This is a genomic window from Ancylobacter polymorphus (assembly GCF_022836935.1).
GTDB classification, from domain to species: Bacteria; Pseudomonadota; Alphaproteobacteria; order Rhizobiales; family Xanthobacteraceae; genus Ancylobacter; species Ancylobacter polymorphus_A.
In genome coordinates this window covers 120,267-138,277 of sequence record NZ_CP083239.1, presented here as the reverse complement: position 1 = coordinate 138,277, position 18,011 = coordinate 120,267, and the positions used below count along the sequence as shown (strand labels likewise).

13 protein-coding genes are annotated in these 18,011 nt (G+C 68.0%); 3 read left to right on the top strand and 10 right to left on the bottom strand.

What is annotated here, in order from left to right; translation table 11 throughout:
- The first annotated feature begins 111 nt into the window (after nt 1–111).
- Nucleotides 112–1,062 (top strand): LysR family transcriptional regulator, encoded by a 951-nt coding sequence (locus K9D25_RS00575; protein WP_244378236.1) that lies wholly within the window; start codon nt 112–114, stop codon nt 1,060–1,062.
- Nucleotides 1,063–1,074: 12 nt separating this feature from the next.
- On the opposite strand, the gene scpA is transcribed toward K9D25_RS00575, so the two are convergent.
- The 5 genes from scpA to K9D25_RS00550 all read right to left on the bottom strand — a co-directional run bounded on the left by scpA (nt 1,075) and on the right by K9D25_RS00550 (nt 9,274).
- Nucleotides 1,075–3,231, bottom strand: coding sequence for a methylmalonyl-CoA mutase (scpA, locus tag K9D25_RS00570; protein ID WP_244378234.1), 2,157 nt, complete (start codon nt 3,229–3,231; stop codon nt 1,075–1,077).
- A gap of 31 nt (nt 3,232–3,262) precedes the next feature.
- Nucleotides 3,263–3,643, bottom strand: a complete 381-nt coding sequence (locus tag K9D25_RS00565; RefSeq protein ID WP_244378232.1) for a hypothetical protein — start codon at nt 3,641–3,643, stop codon at nt 3,263–3,265.
- Between the two features lie 60 nt (nt 3,644–3,703).
- Nucleotides 3,704–5,569 carry a methylmalonyl-CoA mutase family protein gene (locus K9D25_RS00560; RefSeq protein WP_244378230.1) on the bottom strand — a complete coding sequence of 622 codons (1,866 nt, stop codon included), beginning with the start codon at nt 5,567–5,569 and terminating at the stop codon, nt 3,704–3,706.
- 10 nt (nt 5,570–5,579) lie between these two features.
- Nucleotides 5,580–7,595, bottom strand: a complete 2,016-nt coding sequence (locus tag K9D25_RS00555) for an acetyl-CoA carboxylase biotin carboxylase subunit (RefSeq protein WP_244378229.1) — start codon at nt 7,593–7,595, stop codon at nt 5,580–5,582.
- Nucleotides 7,596–7,738: 143 nt separating this feature from the next.
- The gene (locus K9D25_RS00550) at nt 7,739–9,274 is read right to left on the bottom strand and encodes an acyl-CoA carboxylase subunit beta (protein WP_244378227.1); all 1,536 of its coding nucleotides are present in this window, start codon (nt 9,272–9,274) and stop codon (nt 7,739–7,741) included.
- Nucleotides 9,275–9,551: 277 nt separating this feature from the next.
- Here K9D25_RS00550 and K9D25_RS00545 point away from each other — a divergent pair, with 277 nt between their 5' ends.
- Entirely contained in the window at nt 9,552–10,997 is a 1,446-nt protein-coding gene (locus K9D25_RS00545; RefSeq protein ID WP_244378226.1) for a helix-turn-helix domain-containing protein, read from the top strand.
- Between the two features lie 70 nt (nt 10,998–11,067).
- Here the strand turns inward: K9D25_RS00545 and glnT are convergent, their stop codons facing one another.
- The 5 genes from glnT to K9D25_RS00520 all read right to left on the bottom strand — a co-directional run bounded on the left by glnT (nt 11,068) and on the right by K9D25_RS00520 (nt 16,311).
- Nucleotides 11,068–12,387 (bottom strand): type III glutamate--ammonia ligase, encoded by a 1,320-nt coding sequence (gene glnT, locus K9D25_RS00540; RefSeq protein WP_244378225.1) that lies wholly within the window; start codon nt 12,385–12,387, stop codon nt 11,068–11,070.
- Between the two features lie 200 nt (nt 12,388–12,587).
- Nucleotides 12,588–13,925, bottom strand: coding sequence for an FMN-binding glutamate synthase family protein (locus tag K9D25_RS00535; protein ID WP_244378223.1), 1,338 nt, complete (start codon nt 13,923–13,925; stop codon nt 12,588–12,590).
- Between the two features lie 7 nt (nt 13,926–13,932).
- Nucleotides 13,933–14,658, bottom strand: a complete 726-nt coding sequence (locus tag K9D25_RS00530; protein ID WP_244378221.1) for a protein glxC — start codon at nt 14,656–14,658, stop codon at nt 13,933–13,935.
- Nucleotides 14,655–15,536, bottom strand: a complete 882-nt coding sequence (locus K9D25_RS00525) for a class II glutamine amidotransferase (protein ID WP_244378219.1) — start codon at nt 15,534–15,536, stop codon at nt 14,655–14,657. Before K9D25_RS00525 ends, K9D25_RS00530 begins: the two co-directional genes overlap by 4 nt.
- A gap of 139 nt (nt 15,537–15,675) precedes the next feature.
- Nucleotides 15,676–16,311: a helix-turn-helix domain-containing protein gene (locus tag K9D25_RS00520; RefSeq protein WP_244378218.1), complete on the bottom strand. Its 636-nt coding sequence runs from the start codon at nt 16,309–16,311 to the stop codon at nt 15,676–15,678.
- A gap of 222 nt (nt 16,312–16,533) precedes the next feature.
- Here K9D25_RS00520 and sthA point away from each other — a divergent pair, with 222 nt between their 5' ends.
- Nucleotides 16,534–17,928 carry a Si-specific NAD(P)(+) transhydrogenase gene (gene sthA / locus K9D25_RS00515; protein WP_244378217.1) on the top strand — a complete coding sequence of 465 codons (1,395 nt, stop codon included), beginning with the start codon at nt 16,534–16,536 and terminating at the stop codon, nt 17,926–17,928.
- Nucleotides 17,929–18,011 lie beyond the last annotated feature (83 nt).

Genomic DNA, 18,011 nt, shown 5'->3' with positions numbered 1-18,011 from the left:
CCAACGGTTGTTGCTGTTGCAGTGCGGCGAAAACTAGACCTGCATCGGGCTCGAAAAAATAGCCGATTGGCGATAACATTATTTACATATGGAAATAATCACACGGTAGCCATGGACCAGATCGCCGCGATGCGGGCCTTTGTCCGGGTGGTGGAAGCCGGCACGTTCAGCCGTGCCGCCGACCTGCTCGACATGCCGAAACCCACCGTGACCAAGCATATCCAGCAGCTTGAGGCGCATCTGCGCACCAAGCTGCTCAACCGCTCGACCCGCCGCGTCGCCGTGACCCCCGACGGCGCCGCCTATTATGAGCGCGCGGTGGCGCTGCTCTCCGATCTCGATGAGCTCGATGGCTCGATGACCCGCTCGCAGGCGAGCCCGGCCGGGCGGCTGCGGGTGGATGTGCCGTCCTCGCTGGCGCTCTACGCTCTCATCCCGGCGCTGCCGGATTTCTTCGCCCGCTATCCCGACATCCAGCTCGATCTCGGCGTCACCGACCGTCCGGTGGACCTGCTCGCCGAGAATGTCGATTGCGCCATTCGCGGCGGCGATCTCAGCGACCCGACGCTGATCGCCCGCCGCGTCGGTGCCTTGACGCTGATGCACTACGCCTCGCCCGCCTATATCGCTCGCCACGGCCTGCCGGAGCACCCGCGCGACCTCGCAAACGGGCACCGCGTCATCGGCTATTTCAGCGCCCGCACCGGGCGGCCGATGGTGTTCGACATGGTGCGCGGTGAGGAAAGCTATGAGCTGCGCGTGCCGCATGTGCTGGCGACCAACGATTCCACCGCCTATCTCGCCGCCGGCCTCGCCGGCCTCGGCATTACGCAGACGATTGATGCGATGGTGGGGCCCTATCTCGACACCGGCGCATTGGTGCGCGTGCTGCCGGAATGGCAGGCGGGCCCCATCGTGTTGCATGTGGTCTATTCGCCGAACCGGCATCTGAGCAGCCGGCTGCGCGTCTTCGTCGACTGGGTGGCGGAACTGTTCGGCTCCGGCGGCGCCTACCGCCCCGCCGGGCCGGCGCTGCATCTGCCGGTGCGGGCGCCGGGGTGAGGGCGGCGGCCTCTATTCCGCCGCGTCCTTCGCATGACCGAGACGGGCGGCGAGTGTGTCGACCAGTTCGCCGGCGGCCTCGGCGATCACCGTGCCGGGCGGGTAGATCGCCTCGGCGCCAGCGGCGCGCACGGCGTCGTAATCCTGCGGCGGCACCACGCCGCCCACCACCACCATGATGTCCGGCCGCCCCTGTGCGGCCAGCGCCGCCTTCACCTGCGGCACCAGAGTAAGGTGTCCGGCGGCGAGCGAGGAAATGCCGATCACATGCACGTCGTTCTCCACCGCCTGCCGGGCGGCTTCCTCGGGCGTGGCGAAGAGCGGGCCGATATCGACATCGAATCCGAGATCGGCGAAGGCGGAGGCGATCACCTTCTGCCCGCGGTCATGTCCGTCCTGCCCGACCTTGGCGACGAGGAGGCGCGGGCGCCGGCCTTCCTCGTGCTCGAACGCCTCGACGCGCGCCCGCACCTGCGCGACCCTGTCGCCCATCGCTCCCGCCTCCCGCCGGTAGACGCCGGAAACCGCGCGGATTTCCGCCCGGTGCCGGCCGAAGACGCGCTCCAGCGCGTCGGAGATTTCGCCCACCGTCGCCTTGGCGCGGGCGGCGTCGATGGCGAGGGCAAGCAGATTGGCGCCGCCGCGCGCGCCGTTCTCCAGCGCGGCCAGCGTCTGCGCCACCGCCTGCGGATCGCGCTCAGCCTTCAGCCGCGCCAGCTTGTCGAGCTGCGCCGCGCGCACAGCCGAGTTGTCGACCTTGAGCACGTCGATCGGCATTTCCCGCGCGGGGCGGTACTTGTTGACGCCGACCACGGTCTGGGCGCCAGAGTCGATCCGCGCCTGGGTGGTGGCAGCGGCTTCCTCGATGCGTAGCTTGGGGATGCCGGCCTCGATTGCCTTCGCCATGCCGCCGAGCGCTTCCACCTCGGCGATGTGGCCGAGCGCCTTGTGTGCCAGATCGGCGGTCAGCCTTTCCACGAAGAACGAGCCGCCCCACGGGTCGATGGCCCGCGTGGTCCCGCTTTCCTGCTGTAGCAGTATTTGCGTGTTGCGGGCGATGCGGGCGGAGAAGTCGGTCGGCAGAGCCAGCGCCTCGTCCAGCGCGTTGGTGTGCAGCGACTGGGTGTGCCCCTGCGTCGCCGCCATCGCCTCCACCATGGTGCGCATGACGTTGTTGAACACGTCCTGCGCCGTCAGGCTCCAGCCCGAGGTCTGCGAATGGGTGCGCAGCGGCAGCGACTTGGGGTTCTGCGCGCCGAGATCCTTCATCAGCTTCGCCCAGATCAGCCGGGCGGCGCGCAGCTTCGCCACCTCCATGAAGAAGTTCATGCCGATGGCCCAGAAGAAGGACAGGCGTGGCGCGAAGGCGTCGATGGGCAGTCCCGCCGCCACCCCGGCGCGCACATAATCGACGCCGTCTGCCAGCGTATAGGCGAGTTCGAGGTCCTGCGTCGCTCCCGCCTCCTGCATGTGGTAGCCGGAGATCGAGATCGAGTTGAAGCGCGGCATCTCCTTGGAGGTGAAGGCGAAAATGTCGGAGATGATCCGCATGGAGGGACCGGGCGGGTAGATATAGGTGTTGCGGACCATGAACTCCTTGAGGATGTCGTTCTGGATGGTCCCGGAGAGCTGCGCCGGCTTAACGCCCTGCTCCTCCGCCGCCACGACATAGAGCGCGAGGATCGGCAGCACCGCCCCGTTCATGGTCATGGACACGCTCATCTGGTCCAGCGGGATGCCGGAGAACAGGGTGCGCATGTCGTAAATCGAGTCGATCGCCACCCCCGCCATGCCGACATCGCCGGCGACGCGCGGATGGTCGGAATCATAGCCGCGATGGGTGGCGAGATCGAAGGCGACCGACAAGCCCTTCTGCCCGGCCGCGAGGTTGCGCCGATAGAAGGCGTTGGAATCCTCGGCCGTGGAGAAGCCGGCATATTGCCGGATGGTCCAGGGCTGGGTGGCATACATGCTGGGGTAGGGGCCACGCAGGAAAGGCGCGATGCCGGGATAGCTGTCGATGGCGCCGAGCCCGGCAATGTCGGCGGGCCCATAAAGCGGCTTCACCACCAGCCCTTCCGGCGTCGTCCAGTCGGCGGCATCGACCGACGGCGCGGGCGGCTGCGGCGCCTGCCAGTCCCGAGCGGCGAAATCCGGGATGCGGCTCATCAAACGCCCTCCCGGTGAGAGGGGCTGACGCCTAGGCCCGGCGCGCCACGAAGGAGCCGCTGCAGTTCTTCGCCGCCGATTGCCATTTGCCGGTGGCCACATCGCCGCGCACCATGCCGCGCGCGGAGAGCGTCTCCTCGCCCCGCACCACGCGGATGTCGATCCGCCCCAGCGGGCTGACCGAACCGCTGGCATCCACAGCCCACAGGCCGGCATAGCTGATCTGGCCGTCTTCCACCGACAGGCGGAACTCCAGCCGCTTGTCGCACGGCCCGGACACCGGCTCGGCCGACACCTCCCAGATGCCGTCGTGCAGGCTCAGTTCCTGCGCCGTCGCCGGCACTGCCAGCAGTGCCCCGCACAGCGCCGCGCCGCAGGTGGCGCGACGCCACCCGTGATCCAGCGTTTTCATGGTCTGTCCCTAGGTTGATGGCAGCATGAGAGCTACCCCTGGGGCAACGGATGGCCGGGCTCATGGTTCCCTCCTGCGGCCAAGGCCGAGCCGGGCCTGGGCGTCGTCGAGAAAGGCGACGAGGTCGAGGCCCGCAGCTAGATAGGCGTCGACGCCGGCGGCGCGCTGCGCCGCCTCGTCCTCGCCGGGCCTGCCGGCGAGATAGACGGTAACGGCCCCGGCTTCCTTCAGCGCCCGCGCCGCCTCGACCGCGCGCTCGGCATAGGTCGCGTCGGAACCGCACAGGCAGGCGAGCCGGGCGCCCGACGCCCGGAACGCGGCGACCAGCGTCTGTAGGTCGGTGAAGCCGTCATTACCGGAGGCGGCAATGCCGCCCGCCTCGAAGGCGGCGCGGGCAAAGCCCGTGCGGGCGGCGATATCCGCCGGCGTGCCGAGGCCGGCGAGAAACACCGACGCCTTGGTCGCGGCGGCGCGCGCCCGCAGCCGCTCGAACGGTTCGGAAAGCCGCTCGCCCACCAGCGGCTCGCACAGAAGCGCGCCCTCGGCAGGCGCGGCGGCGGGGTGGGGGCGGGCAGGGGCGAGAACGCTCGGCACGCCTTCCGTGAGCAGTGGAAATTCCGAGGTGCCGGTGATCGGCAGCCGCCGGGTGGCCACCTCCCGCGCCCGCGCCTGCCGCGCCGCCGCCACGCGCCGCTGCCAGGCGCCGGAGGTAAGCGCTTCCACCATGCCGCCCTCGCGCTCGATGGCGCGAAAAAGCTCCCACGCCGCCGCCGCCAGCTTTTCGGTGCGTTCCTCGATGGCGCCGGCGCCAGCGGAAGGGTCGGCAACGCGGTGGACGTTGGCTTCCTCCATGAGGATGATCTGGGTGTTGCGCGCCAGCCGCCGCGCATCCGCGTCCGGCAAGCCCAGAGCCTGGGTGAAGGGCAGCACGGTCACGCTGTCTGCCCCGCCCACACCAGCGGCGAAGGCGGCGAGGGTGCCGCGGAGCAGGTTCACCTGCGCATCGTGCCGGGTCAGCGCGCGCCAGGCGGTTTCCATGTGGATCGCCACCGGCGAGGGGGCGAGCCTGCACGCCTCCAGCACCGCCTGCCACAGCAGGCGGAAGGCTCTTGGCTTGGCCTGCGTGCCGAGCTGGTCGACATCGGCAACCAGTGTCACCTCGATCAGCCGCGCCGCCGCATCGAGCGGCAGGCCCGCCGCCTCCAGCGCCCGCAGATAGGCGGTGGCGGTGGCGAGCGTGGCGGCGAGTTCCTGCGCATCGGTGGCGCCGGCCGCATGGTGAACGCGCCCATCCGCCCGCACCATCGGCGCGGTGAGGCCGCGCCCGTGCAGCGCGGTGACGGTCTGGCCGAGCCGGGCGGCCAGCGCCTCCCACTCGATGGGCGCGGCACCGAGCGCGGCGAAGTCGCCGATGGGGTCGAGCCCAAAGCGCAGGTCGAGCGCCGCCGGGTCGGCCTTTTCATAGAGCCGGGCCAGAGCGAGGGCGATGTCGCGGCCCTGATAGGCGCCGGCCTCCACCCGCAGCGTCGCCATCTCCGGCAGAAGGCCGTCCAGCGCCGCCACCACCTCCTCATGCCGCAGGCTCAGCCCGAAGCCGGCGGCGGAGGGTGCGGAGGCAAAGACCAGCGCGACGCCATCGGCGCCGCCGTCGAGATCGGCCAGCATCTGCGCATTGGCGCTGGCGGCGTCGTCATGGTCGATGCGGGCGATCACCTTCCACGGTGCCCCCGCCAGGCGGCCGGCGATGGGCGCGGCCTCGCGCCGCCGCTCCGGGAGCGCGTCGAGGCCGTAGCCATCCGCCGTGCGCGTCACCATGCGCTTGTCGTAAGGCGCGCCCTTCAGCACCCCGTCGACCAAGGCGAGCCAGTCCGCGCGCGTGGCGGGCGGGAAGCTGTCGAGACCGAGATCGAGCGGGCGCGGGTCCATCGGCCTCTCCTCAGGCGAAATCGAGGATGACGGCGTCCACCGCCAGGCTGTCGCCGGCCTTGGCGTGGATCTTGGCCACGGTAGCGTCGCGCTCGGCGCGCAGCACATTCTCCATCTTCATCGCTTCCACGATAGCCAGCGTCTCGCCGGCCTTCACCTCCTGCCCCTCGCTGACCGCGACCGAGACGACGAGGCCCGGCATCGGGCAGAGCAGGTGCTTGCCGCTGCCGGCCTGATCCTTCACCGGCATCAGCGCGGCGAGTTCCGCCTCGCGCCTGGTATAGACGAGCGCCTCCACCGCGATGCCGCGATGGGCCAGCGCCACGCCGTTGAGGCGCGGGCGCACCTGCACGGCCACCGCCTCTTCGTCGAACACGCCGTTCCACACCGGCTCACCCGGCTGCCAGCCCGAGCGCAGCTCATGGGTGGAGACCGGCCGGCCAGCCTCATCGAGGAAGCTGACGATAAAGCCACCCGCCGCCCGGTCCACCTCGCAGGCCAGCATCAGGTCGCCGAGGCGCACCACGCGCTGATGTTCGAACACCACCGGCCGCCCGGCGAGCTGGCCGGAAATCTTGCGCTTCCTTGCATTGCCGACATTGTCGATCACCGCCGCCACCGCTGCGAGCCGGCGGGCCAGCGCCGCGCTCGGCGTGGTGGCGTGGAAGCCGTCGGGGTACTCCTCGGCGATGAAGCCGGTGGAAAGCCGCCCCGCCCGCCAGCGCTCATGCGTCATCAACGCGGAGAGGAAGGGGATATTGTGCTGGATGCCGTCAATGGCGAAGGCGTCGAGCGCGTCCGCCTGCGCCTCGATCGCCTGCGCGCGCGTCGGGGCGTGGGTGATCAGCTTGGCGATCATCGGGTCGTAATAGAGCGAGATTTCCCCGCCTTCATAGACACCCGTGTCGTTGCGCACGGTGACGCCGTCATTCACCCCCTCCGCCGGCGGGCGATAGCGGGTGAGGCGCCCGATGGAGGGCAGGAAGCCGCGATAGGGGTCCTCGGCATAGACGCGGCTTTCCACCGCCCAGCCGTTCAGCTTCACGTCCTCCTGACGAAGCGCGAGCGGTTCGCCCGCAGCGACGCGGATCATCTGCTCGACGAGATCGATGCCGGTGACGAGTTCCGTCACCGGGTGCTCCACCTGCAGGCGGGTGTTCATTTCGAGGAAATAGAACGACTTGTCCTGCCCGGCGACGAATTCCACCGTGCCGGCGCTGTCATAGTTCACCGCCTTGGCGAGGGCCACGGCCTGCTCGCCCATCTTCCGGCGTGTCGCCTCGTCCAGCAGCGGCGAGGGCGCTTCTTCGACCACCTTCTGGTTGCGGCGCTGGATCGAGCATTCGCGCTCGCCGAGATAGATGACATTGCCGTGCTTGTCGCCGAGCACCTGAATTTCGATATGGCGCGGTTGGACGATGAACTTCTCGACGAACACCCGGTCGTCGCCGAAGGAGGACTTCGCTTCCGAGCGGGCGCGGTCGAACCCTTCCTGCACCTCGTCGCGCGAATGGGCGATGCGCATGCCCTTGCCGCCGCCGCCGGCCGAGGCCTTGATCATGACGGGATAGCCGATCTCGTCGGCGATGCGGGCCGCGTGCGCCGCGTCCTCGATCACGCCGAGATAGCCCGGCACGGTGGAAACACCCGCCGCCGCCGCCGCCTTCTTCGATTCGATCTTGTCGCCCATCGCCTCGATCGCCCCCGGATTGGGGCCGATGAAGACGAGGCCGGCTTCCTTTAGCGCGCTCGCGAAGCTCGCGCGCTCGGAGAGAAAGCCATAGCCGGGGTGGATCGCCTCGGCCCCGGTCTGCTTCGCCGCGGCGATGATCTTCTCCGCATCGAGATAGGACTGCGCCGCCGGAGCGGGGCCGATGTGCACCGCCTCATCCGCCATCGCCACATGCAGCGCGTCGCGGTCGGCGTCGGAATAGACCGCGACGGTCTTGATGCCCATGCGCCGGGCAGTCTTGATGACCCGGCAGGCGATCTCGCCACGGTTGGCGATGAGGATCTTGGAGAACATTGTTCTCGGGCCTTTACTTCACCTCTCCCCGTCGGGGAGAGGTCGGCGCGAGGCGCCGGGTGAGGGGAAGGCGGCTTCGGGAGTTCGAGGCTGGTCGCCCCTCACCCCAACCCTCTCCCCGACGGGGAGAGGGAGAAAGGTCGCTACAACGGCAGATTATCGTGCTTCTTCAGCGGCGCTTCGATCTTCTTCGAGGCGAGCATGGCCAGCGCCCGCGCGATGCGCTTGCGGGTGGCGCGCGGCGGTATCACCTCGTCAATATAGCCGCGCTCGGCCGCGACAAACGGCGAGAGGAAGCGCTGCTCATATTCCTTGGTGCGCGCCGCGATCTTCTCGGGGTCGTCGATATCGGCGCGGAAGATGATCTCCACCGCCCCCTTGGCGCCCATGACGGCGATCTGCGCGGTCGGCCAGGCATAGTTCACGTCACCGCCGATGTGCTTGGAGGCCATCACGTCATAGGCGCCGCCAAAGGCCTTGCGGGTGATCACGGTGACCAGCGGCACGGTGGCCTGCGAATACGCGAACAGCAGCTTGGCGCCGTGCTTGATCAGCCCGCCATATTCCTGCGCCGTGCCGGGCAGGAAGCCGGGCACGTCGACGAAGGTGACGATCGGAATCTCGAACGCATCGCAGAAGCGCACGAAACGCGCCGCCTTGCGCGAGGCATCCGCGTCCAGCACGCCGGCCAGCACCATCGGCTGGTTGGCGACGAAGCCGACCGTGCGCCCTTCGATGCGGCCGAAGCCGGTGAGGATGTTCTTGGCGAACCCTTCCTGGATCTCGAAGAAATCGCCCTCGTCGGCGACCTTCCCGATCAGCTCCTTCATGTCGTAGGGCTTGTTCGGATTGTCCGGCACCAGTGTGTCGAGCGAGGGGTCGAGCCGCTCGCCATTGTCGAAGCTCGGCCACACCGGCACGCCGGAACGGTTGCAGGCGGGAAGGAAGTCGATCAGCCGGCGCATCTGCAGCAGGCATTCGACATCATTGGCGAAGGCGCCATCGGCCACCGAGGACTTTGTCGTGTGCACCTTGGCGCCGCCGAGTTCTTCCGCCGTGACCGTCTCATTGGTGACGGTCTTCACCACCTCCGGCCCGGTGACGAACATGTAGCTCGTGTCGCGCACCATGAAGATGAAGTCGGTCATGGCGGGGGAATAGACATCGCCGCCGGCGCAGGGGCCCATGATGACCGAGATCTGCGGAATGACGCCGGAGGCGGTGACGTTGCGCTTGAACACCTCGCCATAGCCGCCGAGCGCCGCCACGCCTTCCTGGATGCGCGCGCCGCCGGCATCGAACAGGCCGATGATCGGCGCCCGCACCTTCAGCGCCATGTCCTGGATCTTGGTGATCTTGGCCGCATGTGCCTCCGAGAGCGAACCGCCGAACACGGTGAAGTCCTTGGCGAAGACGAACACCTTGCGTCCGTTCACCGTGCCCCAGCCGGTGACGACGCCGTCGCCGGGGATCTTCTCGGCCTTGTCCATGCCGAAATCGCTGCAGCGGTGCTGCACGAAGGTGTCGAATTCCTCGAAGGAGCCGGTGTCGAGCAGAAGCTCCAGCCGCTCGCGCGCGGTGAGCTTGCCGCGATTGTGCTGGGCGGCGACGCGCTTCTCGCCCCCGCCGGCCCGCGCCCCGGCGCGGCGCTGTTCCAGTTCGTCGAGAATGGGCTTCATGGCGCTCTCCCCAGCCGGCATGCGGACCGTTGCAACGGTTCTAGGCGCTTGCGGCGGAAAACATAAGCTGTGAAAATGCGGATCGTGAAGTTGTAAAATTTTCACAAAATCGACGGTTCTATGCCGCTGCCTCTCGCGCCGTCATCCTGAGGTGCGAGCATAGCGAGCCTCGAAGGATGTTGGTCCGGGCGCAGGTGAGCGGCCATCCTTCGAGGCTGGCCTCTGGCCAGCACCTCAGGATGACGATGCCCTGTAAATGGTTCTGCCGGAGGCGATCATGTCCCGAAAAGTCTTCGCCGGCCATGCGGTGCGCCATGTGCGCGAGCGGCTGGGGCTGACCCAGATGGACTTCGCCCGGCGCCTGTCGCTCTCGCCGAGCTACATCAACCAGATCGAGAGCAACCAGCGCCCCGTCACCGCCGCCGTGCTGCTGGCCATCAGCCGGGTGTTCGATCTCGACATCACTCGCTTCGGTGCCGACGATCTCGACCGCGTGGTCGCTGACCTGCGCGAGGCGCTGGCCGATCCGGTGTTTCGCGGCATCGAGCCGAGCCTGCAGGACCTGAAGAACGCCACCACCCACGCGCCCGCCTTCGCCCATGCCTTCCTGCGCCTGCACGGGGCGCTGCGCCGGCTGGAGGAGCGGCGCGCCGCGCAGGAGGATGCGCTTGTCTCGGTGGCGCGCGAGGTCGACGGGGCGGCGCCGGACGAGGCGCGGAACCTCGCGCCCTATGAGGAAGTGCGCGACCATTTCCACTACATCGACAATTATGTCGACGGGCTCGACCGCGCCGGCGAAGAGCGCAACGCCGCGCTCGACCTGTTCGGCCGCGACGATGCGGTGGGCGTGCTGGCGGCGCATCTGCGCCAGCGCCACGACATCACGGTGGAAATGGCGCCCGCCACCCGGCTCGACGCGCCGCTTCTCGCCTATGACCGCCACCGCCGGGTGGCCACATTGGCGCGCACGCTCGACCCCGCGAGCCGCGCCTTCCGCCTCGCGGCCTTTCTCGCCCGTTTCGAGCAGAGCGAGCTGATCGACCAGCATGTACAGGAAGCGGGCTTCCGCAGCCCCACGGCACGCGACGTGTGCCGGCTGTCGCTGCAGAACTATTTCGCCGGCGCGCTCCTGCTGCCCTATCGCCGTTTCGCCCGGCTGGCGCGGGAGACGCGGCACGATCTCGACCGGCTGGCCGCCCTCACCGGGGCGAGCCTCGAACAGGTATGCCACCGCCTCTCGACGCTGCAGCGGCCGGGCGAGAAGGGAGTGCCGTTTTATTTCCTGAAAGTCGACCGCGCCGGCAATGTCATCAAGCGGCACAGCGCCACCCGCTTTCAGTTCGCCCGCTATGGTGGCGCCTGCCCGGTGTGGAACGTGCACGAGGCCTTCGAGCAGCCGGCCCGCACGCTGGTGCAGTTGGGCGAGATGCCGGACGGGGCGCGCTATCTGTGCCTCGCGCGCGGCACCTCCAAGCCGGCGCTGCGCCATGGCGCGCGCGAGCGCCGCTTCGCGCTGGGCATTGGTTGCGAGATTTCCCATGCCGGCGAGCTCGTCCATGCCGACGGGCTGGACCTGAAGGCGGCCGCTCCCGCGCCGCTCGGCGTCAATTGCCGCATCTGCCCGCGCACCGCCTGCCCCGAGCGCGCTTTCCCCCCGCTCGACCGCGCCATCGTGCTCGATCCCGACCGGCGCGACGTGGTGCCGTTCTCGGTCAGGGAGTGAGGGGGGCGATCCGGATATGGCCGGCCGTTGCTCCCTCTCCCCGAGGGGAGAGGGAAAGCTCTGGCCCCCCTCAGATATCCAGCGTGTTGTCGCGCTCCCACTGGGTGAGGTGGCGCGAATAGGCGTTCCATTCCTCGTGCTTGAGCTTGGCATAGCCGTCCACCAGCGGCGCGCCCAGCGCGCTGCGCAGCACGTTCGACTTTTCCAGTGCGCGGATGGCGTCGAGCAGGTTCAGCGGCAGCTTCTTGGCGCCCTTCACCTTGTGCCCGTCCGTGTACATGTTGATGTCGAGCCGCTTGCCCGGGTCGCGCTGGTTCTGGATGCCGTCGAGCCCGGCGGCCAGCACGGCGGCGGGGGCGAGATAGGGGTTGGCGGCGCCGTCCGGTAGGCGCAACTCCAGCCGGCCCGCATCGGGAATGCGGATCATATGGGTGCGGTTATTGCCGGTATAGGTGACGGTGTTCGGCGCCCAGGTGGCGCCGGAAACGGTGCGCGGGGCGTTGATGCGCTTGTAGGAATTCACCGTCGGGTTGGTGAAGGCGCACAGCGCGTCGGCCGAATGGATCAGTCCGCCAATGAAGCCGTAGCCGAGGGCGGAAAGGCCGAGCTCGCCCTTCTCGTCCTCGAACAGGTTGGCCCCCTCTGGGCTCCACAGCGAGGTGTGCATGTGGCAACCCGAGCCGGTGAGGTCGATGAACGGCTTGGGCATGAAGGTGGCGCGCAGCCCGTGCTTTTCGGCGATGGAGCGGGCCATGAACTTGAAGAACACGTGCCGGTCCGCGGTGATGAGCGCGTCGGCGAAATCCCAGTTCATCTCGAACTGGCCGTTGGCGTCCTCATGGTCGTTCTGGTAGGGGCGCCAGCCGAGCGTGAGCATGCTGTCGCAGATTTCCTTGATCACCTCGTAGCGGCGCATCAGGGCGGACTGGTCGTAGCAGGGCTTGGTGGCGTTGTCGGCGGCGTCGGAAATCTTGCTGCCATCGGCATTGGTGAGGAAGAATTCGCACTCCACCCCGGTCTTCATGACATAGCCGAGGCTTTCAGCGCCGAGCATGGTGGATTTCAGCACGTTGCGCGGCGCCTGCGCCACGAGTTCGTCGTTCATCACGAGGTCGGAGGCGAGCCAGCCGACTTCCGGCTTCCACGGCAGCTGGACCAGGCTGGAGGCGTCGGGAACGGCGAACAGGTCGGCATCGGCCGGGCTCATGTCGAGCCAGGTGGCGAAACCGGCGAAGCCCGCTCCGGCCTTCTGCATGCCGCTGATGGCGCTGGCGGGCACGAGCTTGGCCCGGAGCGCGCCGAACAGGTCGACATAGGAGATCAGGAAATAGGTGATGCCGAGCTCTTTGGCGGCATGTTTCAGATCGGCTTGGGCAAGATCAGTGGCCATGGTGCTATCCGGTTTCGCTGTTCCCCGGCCCGTTCGGGCTCGTTGGTGAATGCATTTTCAGGGCCGTTCCTTGCCCTTCGTCCCACCGTTCCGTCATCCCGGAACGGCCGTCAGGCCGTGTCCGGGATCGCGAAACAATCAGGCACGCGATCCCGGCTCTGCGGCTACGCCTCCGGCCGGGATGACGGCTGCCAGACCCCTCAGAAACCGCCGTTGCGGCCCGGTATCCAGTCGGTGCCGGCCAGCGGCACATTGGCCATGGCGGCGGCCTCGATGGTCAGCGCGACGAGGTCTTCCGGCTCCAGATTGTGCACATGGCTCTTGCCGCAGGCGCGGGCGATGGTCTGGCACTCCAGCGTCAGCACGGCGAGATAATTGGCGAGGCGCCGACCGGCCGCCACCGGGTCGAGCCGCTTCATCAGCTCGGGATCCTGCGTGGTGATGCCGGCGGGATCTCGGCCCTCATGCCAGTCGTCATAGGCGCCGGGACGGGTGCCGAGCGCTTCGTACTCGGCAGCCCAGTGCGGGTCGTTGTCGCCCAGCGCCACGAGGGCCGCCGTGCCGATCGCCACCGCATCGGCGCCGAGCGCCAGCGCCTTGGCCACGTCCGCCCCGTTGCGGATGCCGCCGGAGACGACGAGCTGCACCTTGCGGTGCATGCCGAGGTCCTGCAGCGCCTTCACCGCCTGCCGCACGGCGGCGAGTGTCGGAATGCCGACATGTTCGATGAAGATTTCCTGCGTCGCCGCGGTGCCGCCCTGCATGCCGTCGACCACCACCACATCGGCGCCGGACTTCACGGCGAGGGCCGTGTCGTAATAGGGGCGGGCGGCGCCGACCTTCACATAGATCGGCTTTTCCCAATCGGTGATCTCGCGCAGCTCCTCGATCTTGATCTCAAGATCGTCCGGCCCGGTCCAGTCCGGGTGACGGCAGGCGGAGCGCTGGTCGATGCCGACGGGCAGGGTGCGCATGGCGGCGACGCGCTCGGTGATCTTCTGGCCGAGCAGCATGCCGCCGCCGCCGGGCTTGGCGCCCTGGCCGACCACAACCTCGATGGCATCAGCGCGCTTGAGGTCGTCCGGGTTCATGCCGTAGCGCGAGGGCAGGTACTGGTAGACGAGCTGGGTGGAATGCCCGCGCTCCTCATTGGTCATGCCGCCGTCGCCTGTCGTGGTGGAGGTGCCCATGGCGGACGCCCCGCGCCCCAGCGCTTCCTTGGCATTGGCCGAGAGCGAGCCGAAGCTCATGCCGGCAATGGTGATCGGGATTTTCAGCTCGATCGGCTTCTTGGCGAAGCGGGTGCCGAGCACGACCTCGGTGGAGCACTTCTCGCGGTAGCCTTCCAGCGGGTAGCGCGACATGGAGGCGCCGAGGAACAGCAGGTCGTCGAAATGCGGTACCTTGCGCTTCGCGCCGCCGCCACGAATGTCGTAGATGCCGGTCGCCGCCGCGCGGCGGATTTCCGAAAGCGTGTAGTCGTCGAAGGTGGCGGAAGAGCGCGGCGTGGTGCGCGGGGTGTGGCTGTGGTCGGTCATCGCGCCCTCAGTAGCTCGACACGTTGTCGACGTGGAAATGGTAGAGCGTGCGGGCCGAGCCGTAGCGGCGGAATTCCGCGATATCGACCTCGCCGAGGATGCCGGCCGCCTTGAGCTTCTCGGCCAGCAGCGCCTTGTGCTCCTCGCGCATCTCCTTCTCGATGCAGTCGGCACCGAGCGAGGCGACGGAGCCGCGCACGAACAGCTTGGCCTCATAGAGAGAGTCGCCCAGCGCCTCGCCGGCATCGCCCAGCACGGTGAGGGTGCCGGCCTGCGCCATGAACGCGCTCATATGGCCGACCGAGCCCTTCACCACGATGTCGATGCCCTTCATCGAGATGCCGCAGCGGGCGGAGGCGTTGCCGTCGATGATCAGCAGCCCGCCATGGGCGGTGGCGCCAGCGGCCTGGCTGGCGTCGCCCTTCACATGGACAAAGCCGCTCATCATGTTCTCGGCGACGCCGACGCCGGCATTGCCGTGCACGATGACGCGCGCCTGCTTGTTCATGCCGGCGCAGTAATAGCCGACCGGCCCGTCGATCTCGACCGTGACCGGCACATCGAGCCCGGCGGCGATGGCGTGGCGGCCGGCGGGATGGGCGATCTTCCACAGAGTCTGATTGGTGTCGGGCGCCAGCTTGTGCAGCGCGCCGTTCAAGTCGCGCAGCGGGGTGGTGGCGAGGTCGACGAGGGTTTCGCCCTCGGCGGTGGCAGGCTTCAGCGAGAAGTTCATGCGGCGCGATCCCAGAAATAGACCTTGGCCGGCTCCGGCTCGAACACCCGCGCGGTCTCGATGCCCGGCAGGCCGGCCAGCGCCCGGTATTCGGAGGCGAAGGCGACATAATCGTCGGTTTCCGCCATGACGGCGGGCTTGCAGGCGATGGGGTCGCGCAGCACGCCGAAGCCGCTCTCCGTGCCGACGACGAAGGTGTAGAAGCCGTCGAGGTCGCCCAGCGAATGCTCCAGCGCCTCGCCCAGCGTATCGCCCCCACGCATGCGGTAGGTGAGGTAGGCGGCGGCGACCTCGCTGTCGTTCTCCGTCGTCACCGGCAGCCCCTCGCGGGCGAGCAGGCGGCGCACGCCGGCATGGTTGGACAGCGAGCCATTGTGCACCAGGCACTGGTCCGGCCCGGTGGAGAAGGGATGGGCGCCGTCCGTGGTCACGGCGCTTTCCGTCGCCATGCGGGTGTGGCCGATGGCGTGGGTGCCGCTCATCTCTTCCAGCTTGAAGCGCTTCGCCACATCGGCGGGCAGACCGACTTCCTTGTACAGTTCCATGCGGGTGCCGGCCCCCACCACGCGCAGCTCGGGCGCGAGGCGGGCGAGTGCGGCGCGGACGCTCGCTTCCTCCGCCACCGGCACGTTCAGCACGCCATGGGTGTCGCGGGGAAGGATGGGATGGCCGAGCTTCTCGCCGAGCGCGGCGAAATCGGTGCCGGCGGGGCCGCGCAGCGTCAGCTTCACGAAGCCCGGCGTGCCACCGCCATAAACCGCGAATCCGGCCGAATCCGGCCCCCGGTCGCACATGATGTCGAGCATCTGCGAAAGCAGAGCGCCGAGTTCCGGCTCCAGCTTCGGCTGCTTCAGGAACAGGCCGACAATGCCGCACATGGCTTGAGAACTCCTGCAGGCAAGGGAAGGGCAAGGGCCATGAGGCCGTGCCTCCTCTTGTAGGAGCGGTGCGGGCGGGCGTCAATCCGAGTGAATATAATTTTCTTCTGAGGAAAAATCGCGGGGTCCGGCTCCGGCCTCAACGCTCGCTCTCGCGCGGATACATGATGATGGAGAGGTAGCGCATCGGCTGTACCAGCAGCTCCTCCGGCCCATGGCTGGCGGCGCTGTCGAACAGCAGCGAGTCGCCGGGCTTGAGGTGATAGGTGCGGTCGCCATGGCGGTAGATCACCTCGCCGGAGAGCATGTGGATGAACTCCACCCCGGCATGGCGGAAGCCCGTATAGGGCACCGCTTCCTCGCTCAGCGTGATCAGATAGGGCTCCACCCCGACTTCGCCGCCGAGCGCATGGCCGAGCAGCTCATATTCATGCCCCACCTTGGTGCCGCGCCGCTCGATCCGCACCCCGCCCCCGGCCGGCACGAAGGAACAGTCGCGCTTCTCCTCGAAACTGGTGAACAGGGTGGAGATCGGCACGTTGAGCACGGTGGAAATCGACTGGAGCGTTGCCAGCGAGGGCGAGATCAGCCCGTTCTCGATCTTCGAGAGCATGCCGACCGAGATGCCGGCGGCACTGGCGAGATCGGAGACGGTGAGGTCGAGATCCCTGCGGATCGCCCGCACCTGATGGCCGAGCGCCTGTTCCAGCGTGCGCTCGCGCGCCACCGGCGCGCCCGAGCCGGTGGTCAGCTCCTCGACCGGTGCCTCGGCCATCATTGCGCGCGTTTTGCGCCGTCCATCCGTCACGCGAACGTTCCCCTTCATTTCCCTTGGGCGATGGGACGCGGTTTGCCGGCAAAAGCAAGCCCCCCGACAGGCTCGCCGGGCAAGATCACTCGGCAAAGCGCCTGCCCGGCACTGTCATGGAGCCTTGGCATTCATCGTGCATCGAAGGGCGTGCCCCTACCTCGTTGCCACAGGACGGTTCGTCGCGCCATGTACGATTTCGACATGATTGTCATTGGCAGCGGCCCCTCCGGCCGTCGCGCCGCCGTCCAGTCGGCCAAGATCGGCAAGTCGGTACTGGTCATCGAGAAGGGGCGCCGCGTCGGCGGCGTCTCCGTTCACACCGGCACCATCCCGTCCAAGACCTTGCGCGAAACCGTGCTCAACCTCTCCGGCTGGCGCGAGCGCGGCTTTTATGGCCGCTCCTACCGGGTGAAGCAGGATATCGGCGCGGGCGATCTGATGGCGCGGCTGCACAAGACGCTGGACCATGAGGTCGAGGTTCTCGAACACCAGTTCGCCCGCAACGCGGTGAAGACCGCGCGCGGCGAGGCGCGTTTTGTCGACCCGCACACCATCGAAATCACCGGGGAGGGCGGCGAGGTCGACACCGTCACCGGCGCGCATGTGCTGATCGCGGTCGGCACCCGCCCGTTCCGGCCGGATTATGTCCCGTTCAACGGCATGAGCGTGTTCGACAGCGACGAGATCGTCGACCTGCCGCGCCTGCCGCGCAGCCTCGCCGTCATCGGCGCCGGCGTCATCGGGGTGGAATATGCCTCGATCTTCAGCGCCCTCGACGTGTCGGTGACGCTGATCGAGCCGCGCTCGACCTTTCTCGACTTCATCGACAAGGAACTGATCGAGGAATTCACCCACGAACTGCGCGACCGCAATGTCGGGCTGCGGCTCGGCGCCGCCGTCAGTTCCATCACGCTGGACGCGCGCGAGCGGCCGGTGTGCAAGCTGGCGGACGGGCGCACCGTGCAGTCCGACATGCTGCTCTTCGCCGCCGGCCGCGTCGGCGCCACCGACCGGCTGAATCTGGACGCCGCCGGCCTCAGCGTCGATCATCGCGGGCGCATCACCGTCGAGCCGAAGACGCTGCAGACCGCCGTGCCGCACATCTATGCGGCGGGCGATGTCATCGGCTTTCCCAGCCTCGCCTCCACCTCGATGGAGCAGGGCCGCGTCGCCGCCTGCCACGCCTTCGGGCTGGAGCCGCCGCCCCCGCCCGAATTCTTCCCCTATGGCATCTACGCCGTTCCGGAAATCTCCACCGTCGGCATGAGCGAGGAGGAGGTGCGCAAGCGGGAGATTCCTTATGAATGCGGCATCGCCCGCTTCCGCGAGACCTCGCGCGGCCACATCATGGGGCTGAACAGCGGAATGATGAAGATGATCTTCTCGGTGAAGACGCGCCGTCTGCTCGGCGTCCACATTGTCGGCGAGGGCGCCACCGAGCTGATCCACATCGGCCAGGCGGTGCTTAACCTCAAGGGCACGATCGACTATTTCATCGAGAACACGTTCAACTATCCCACCCTGGCCGAGGCCTACAAGATCGCCGGTCTGGATGCCTGGAACCGCATGACCCGGGTGTGAGCGCCGCCTCCGGGCGTCGTTTCTTGGTCACAATCACTAATTGATAAGTACAACCCTGAGATTTGTTTCCGTCCCCTTCACAA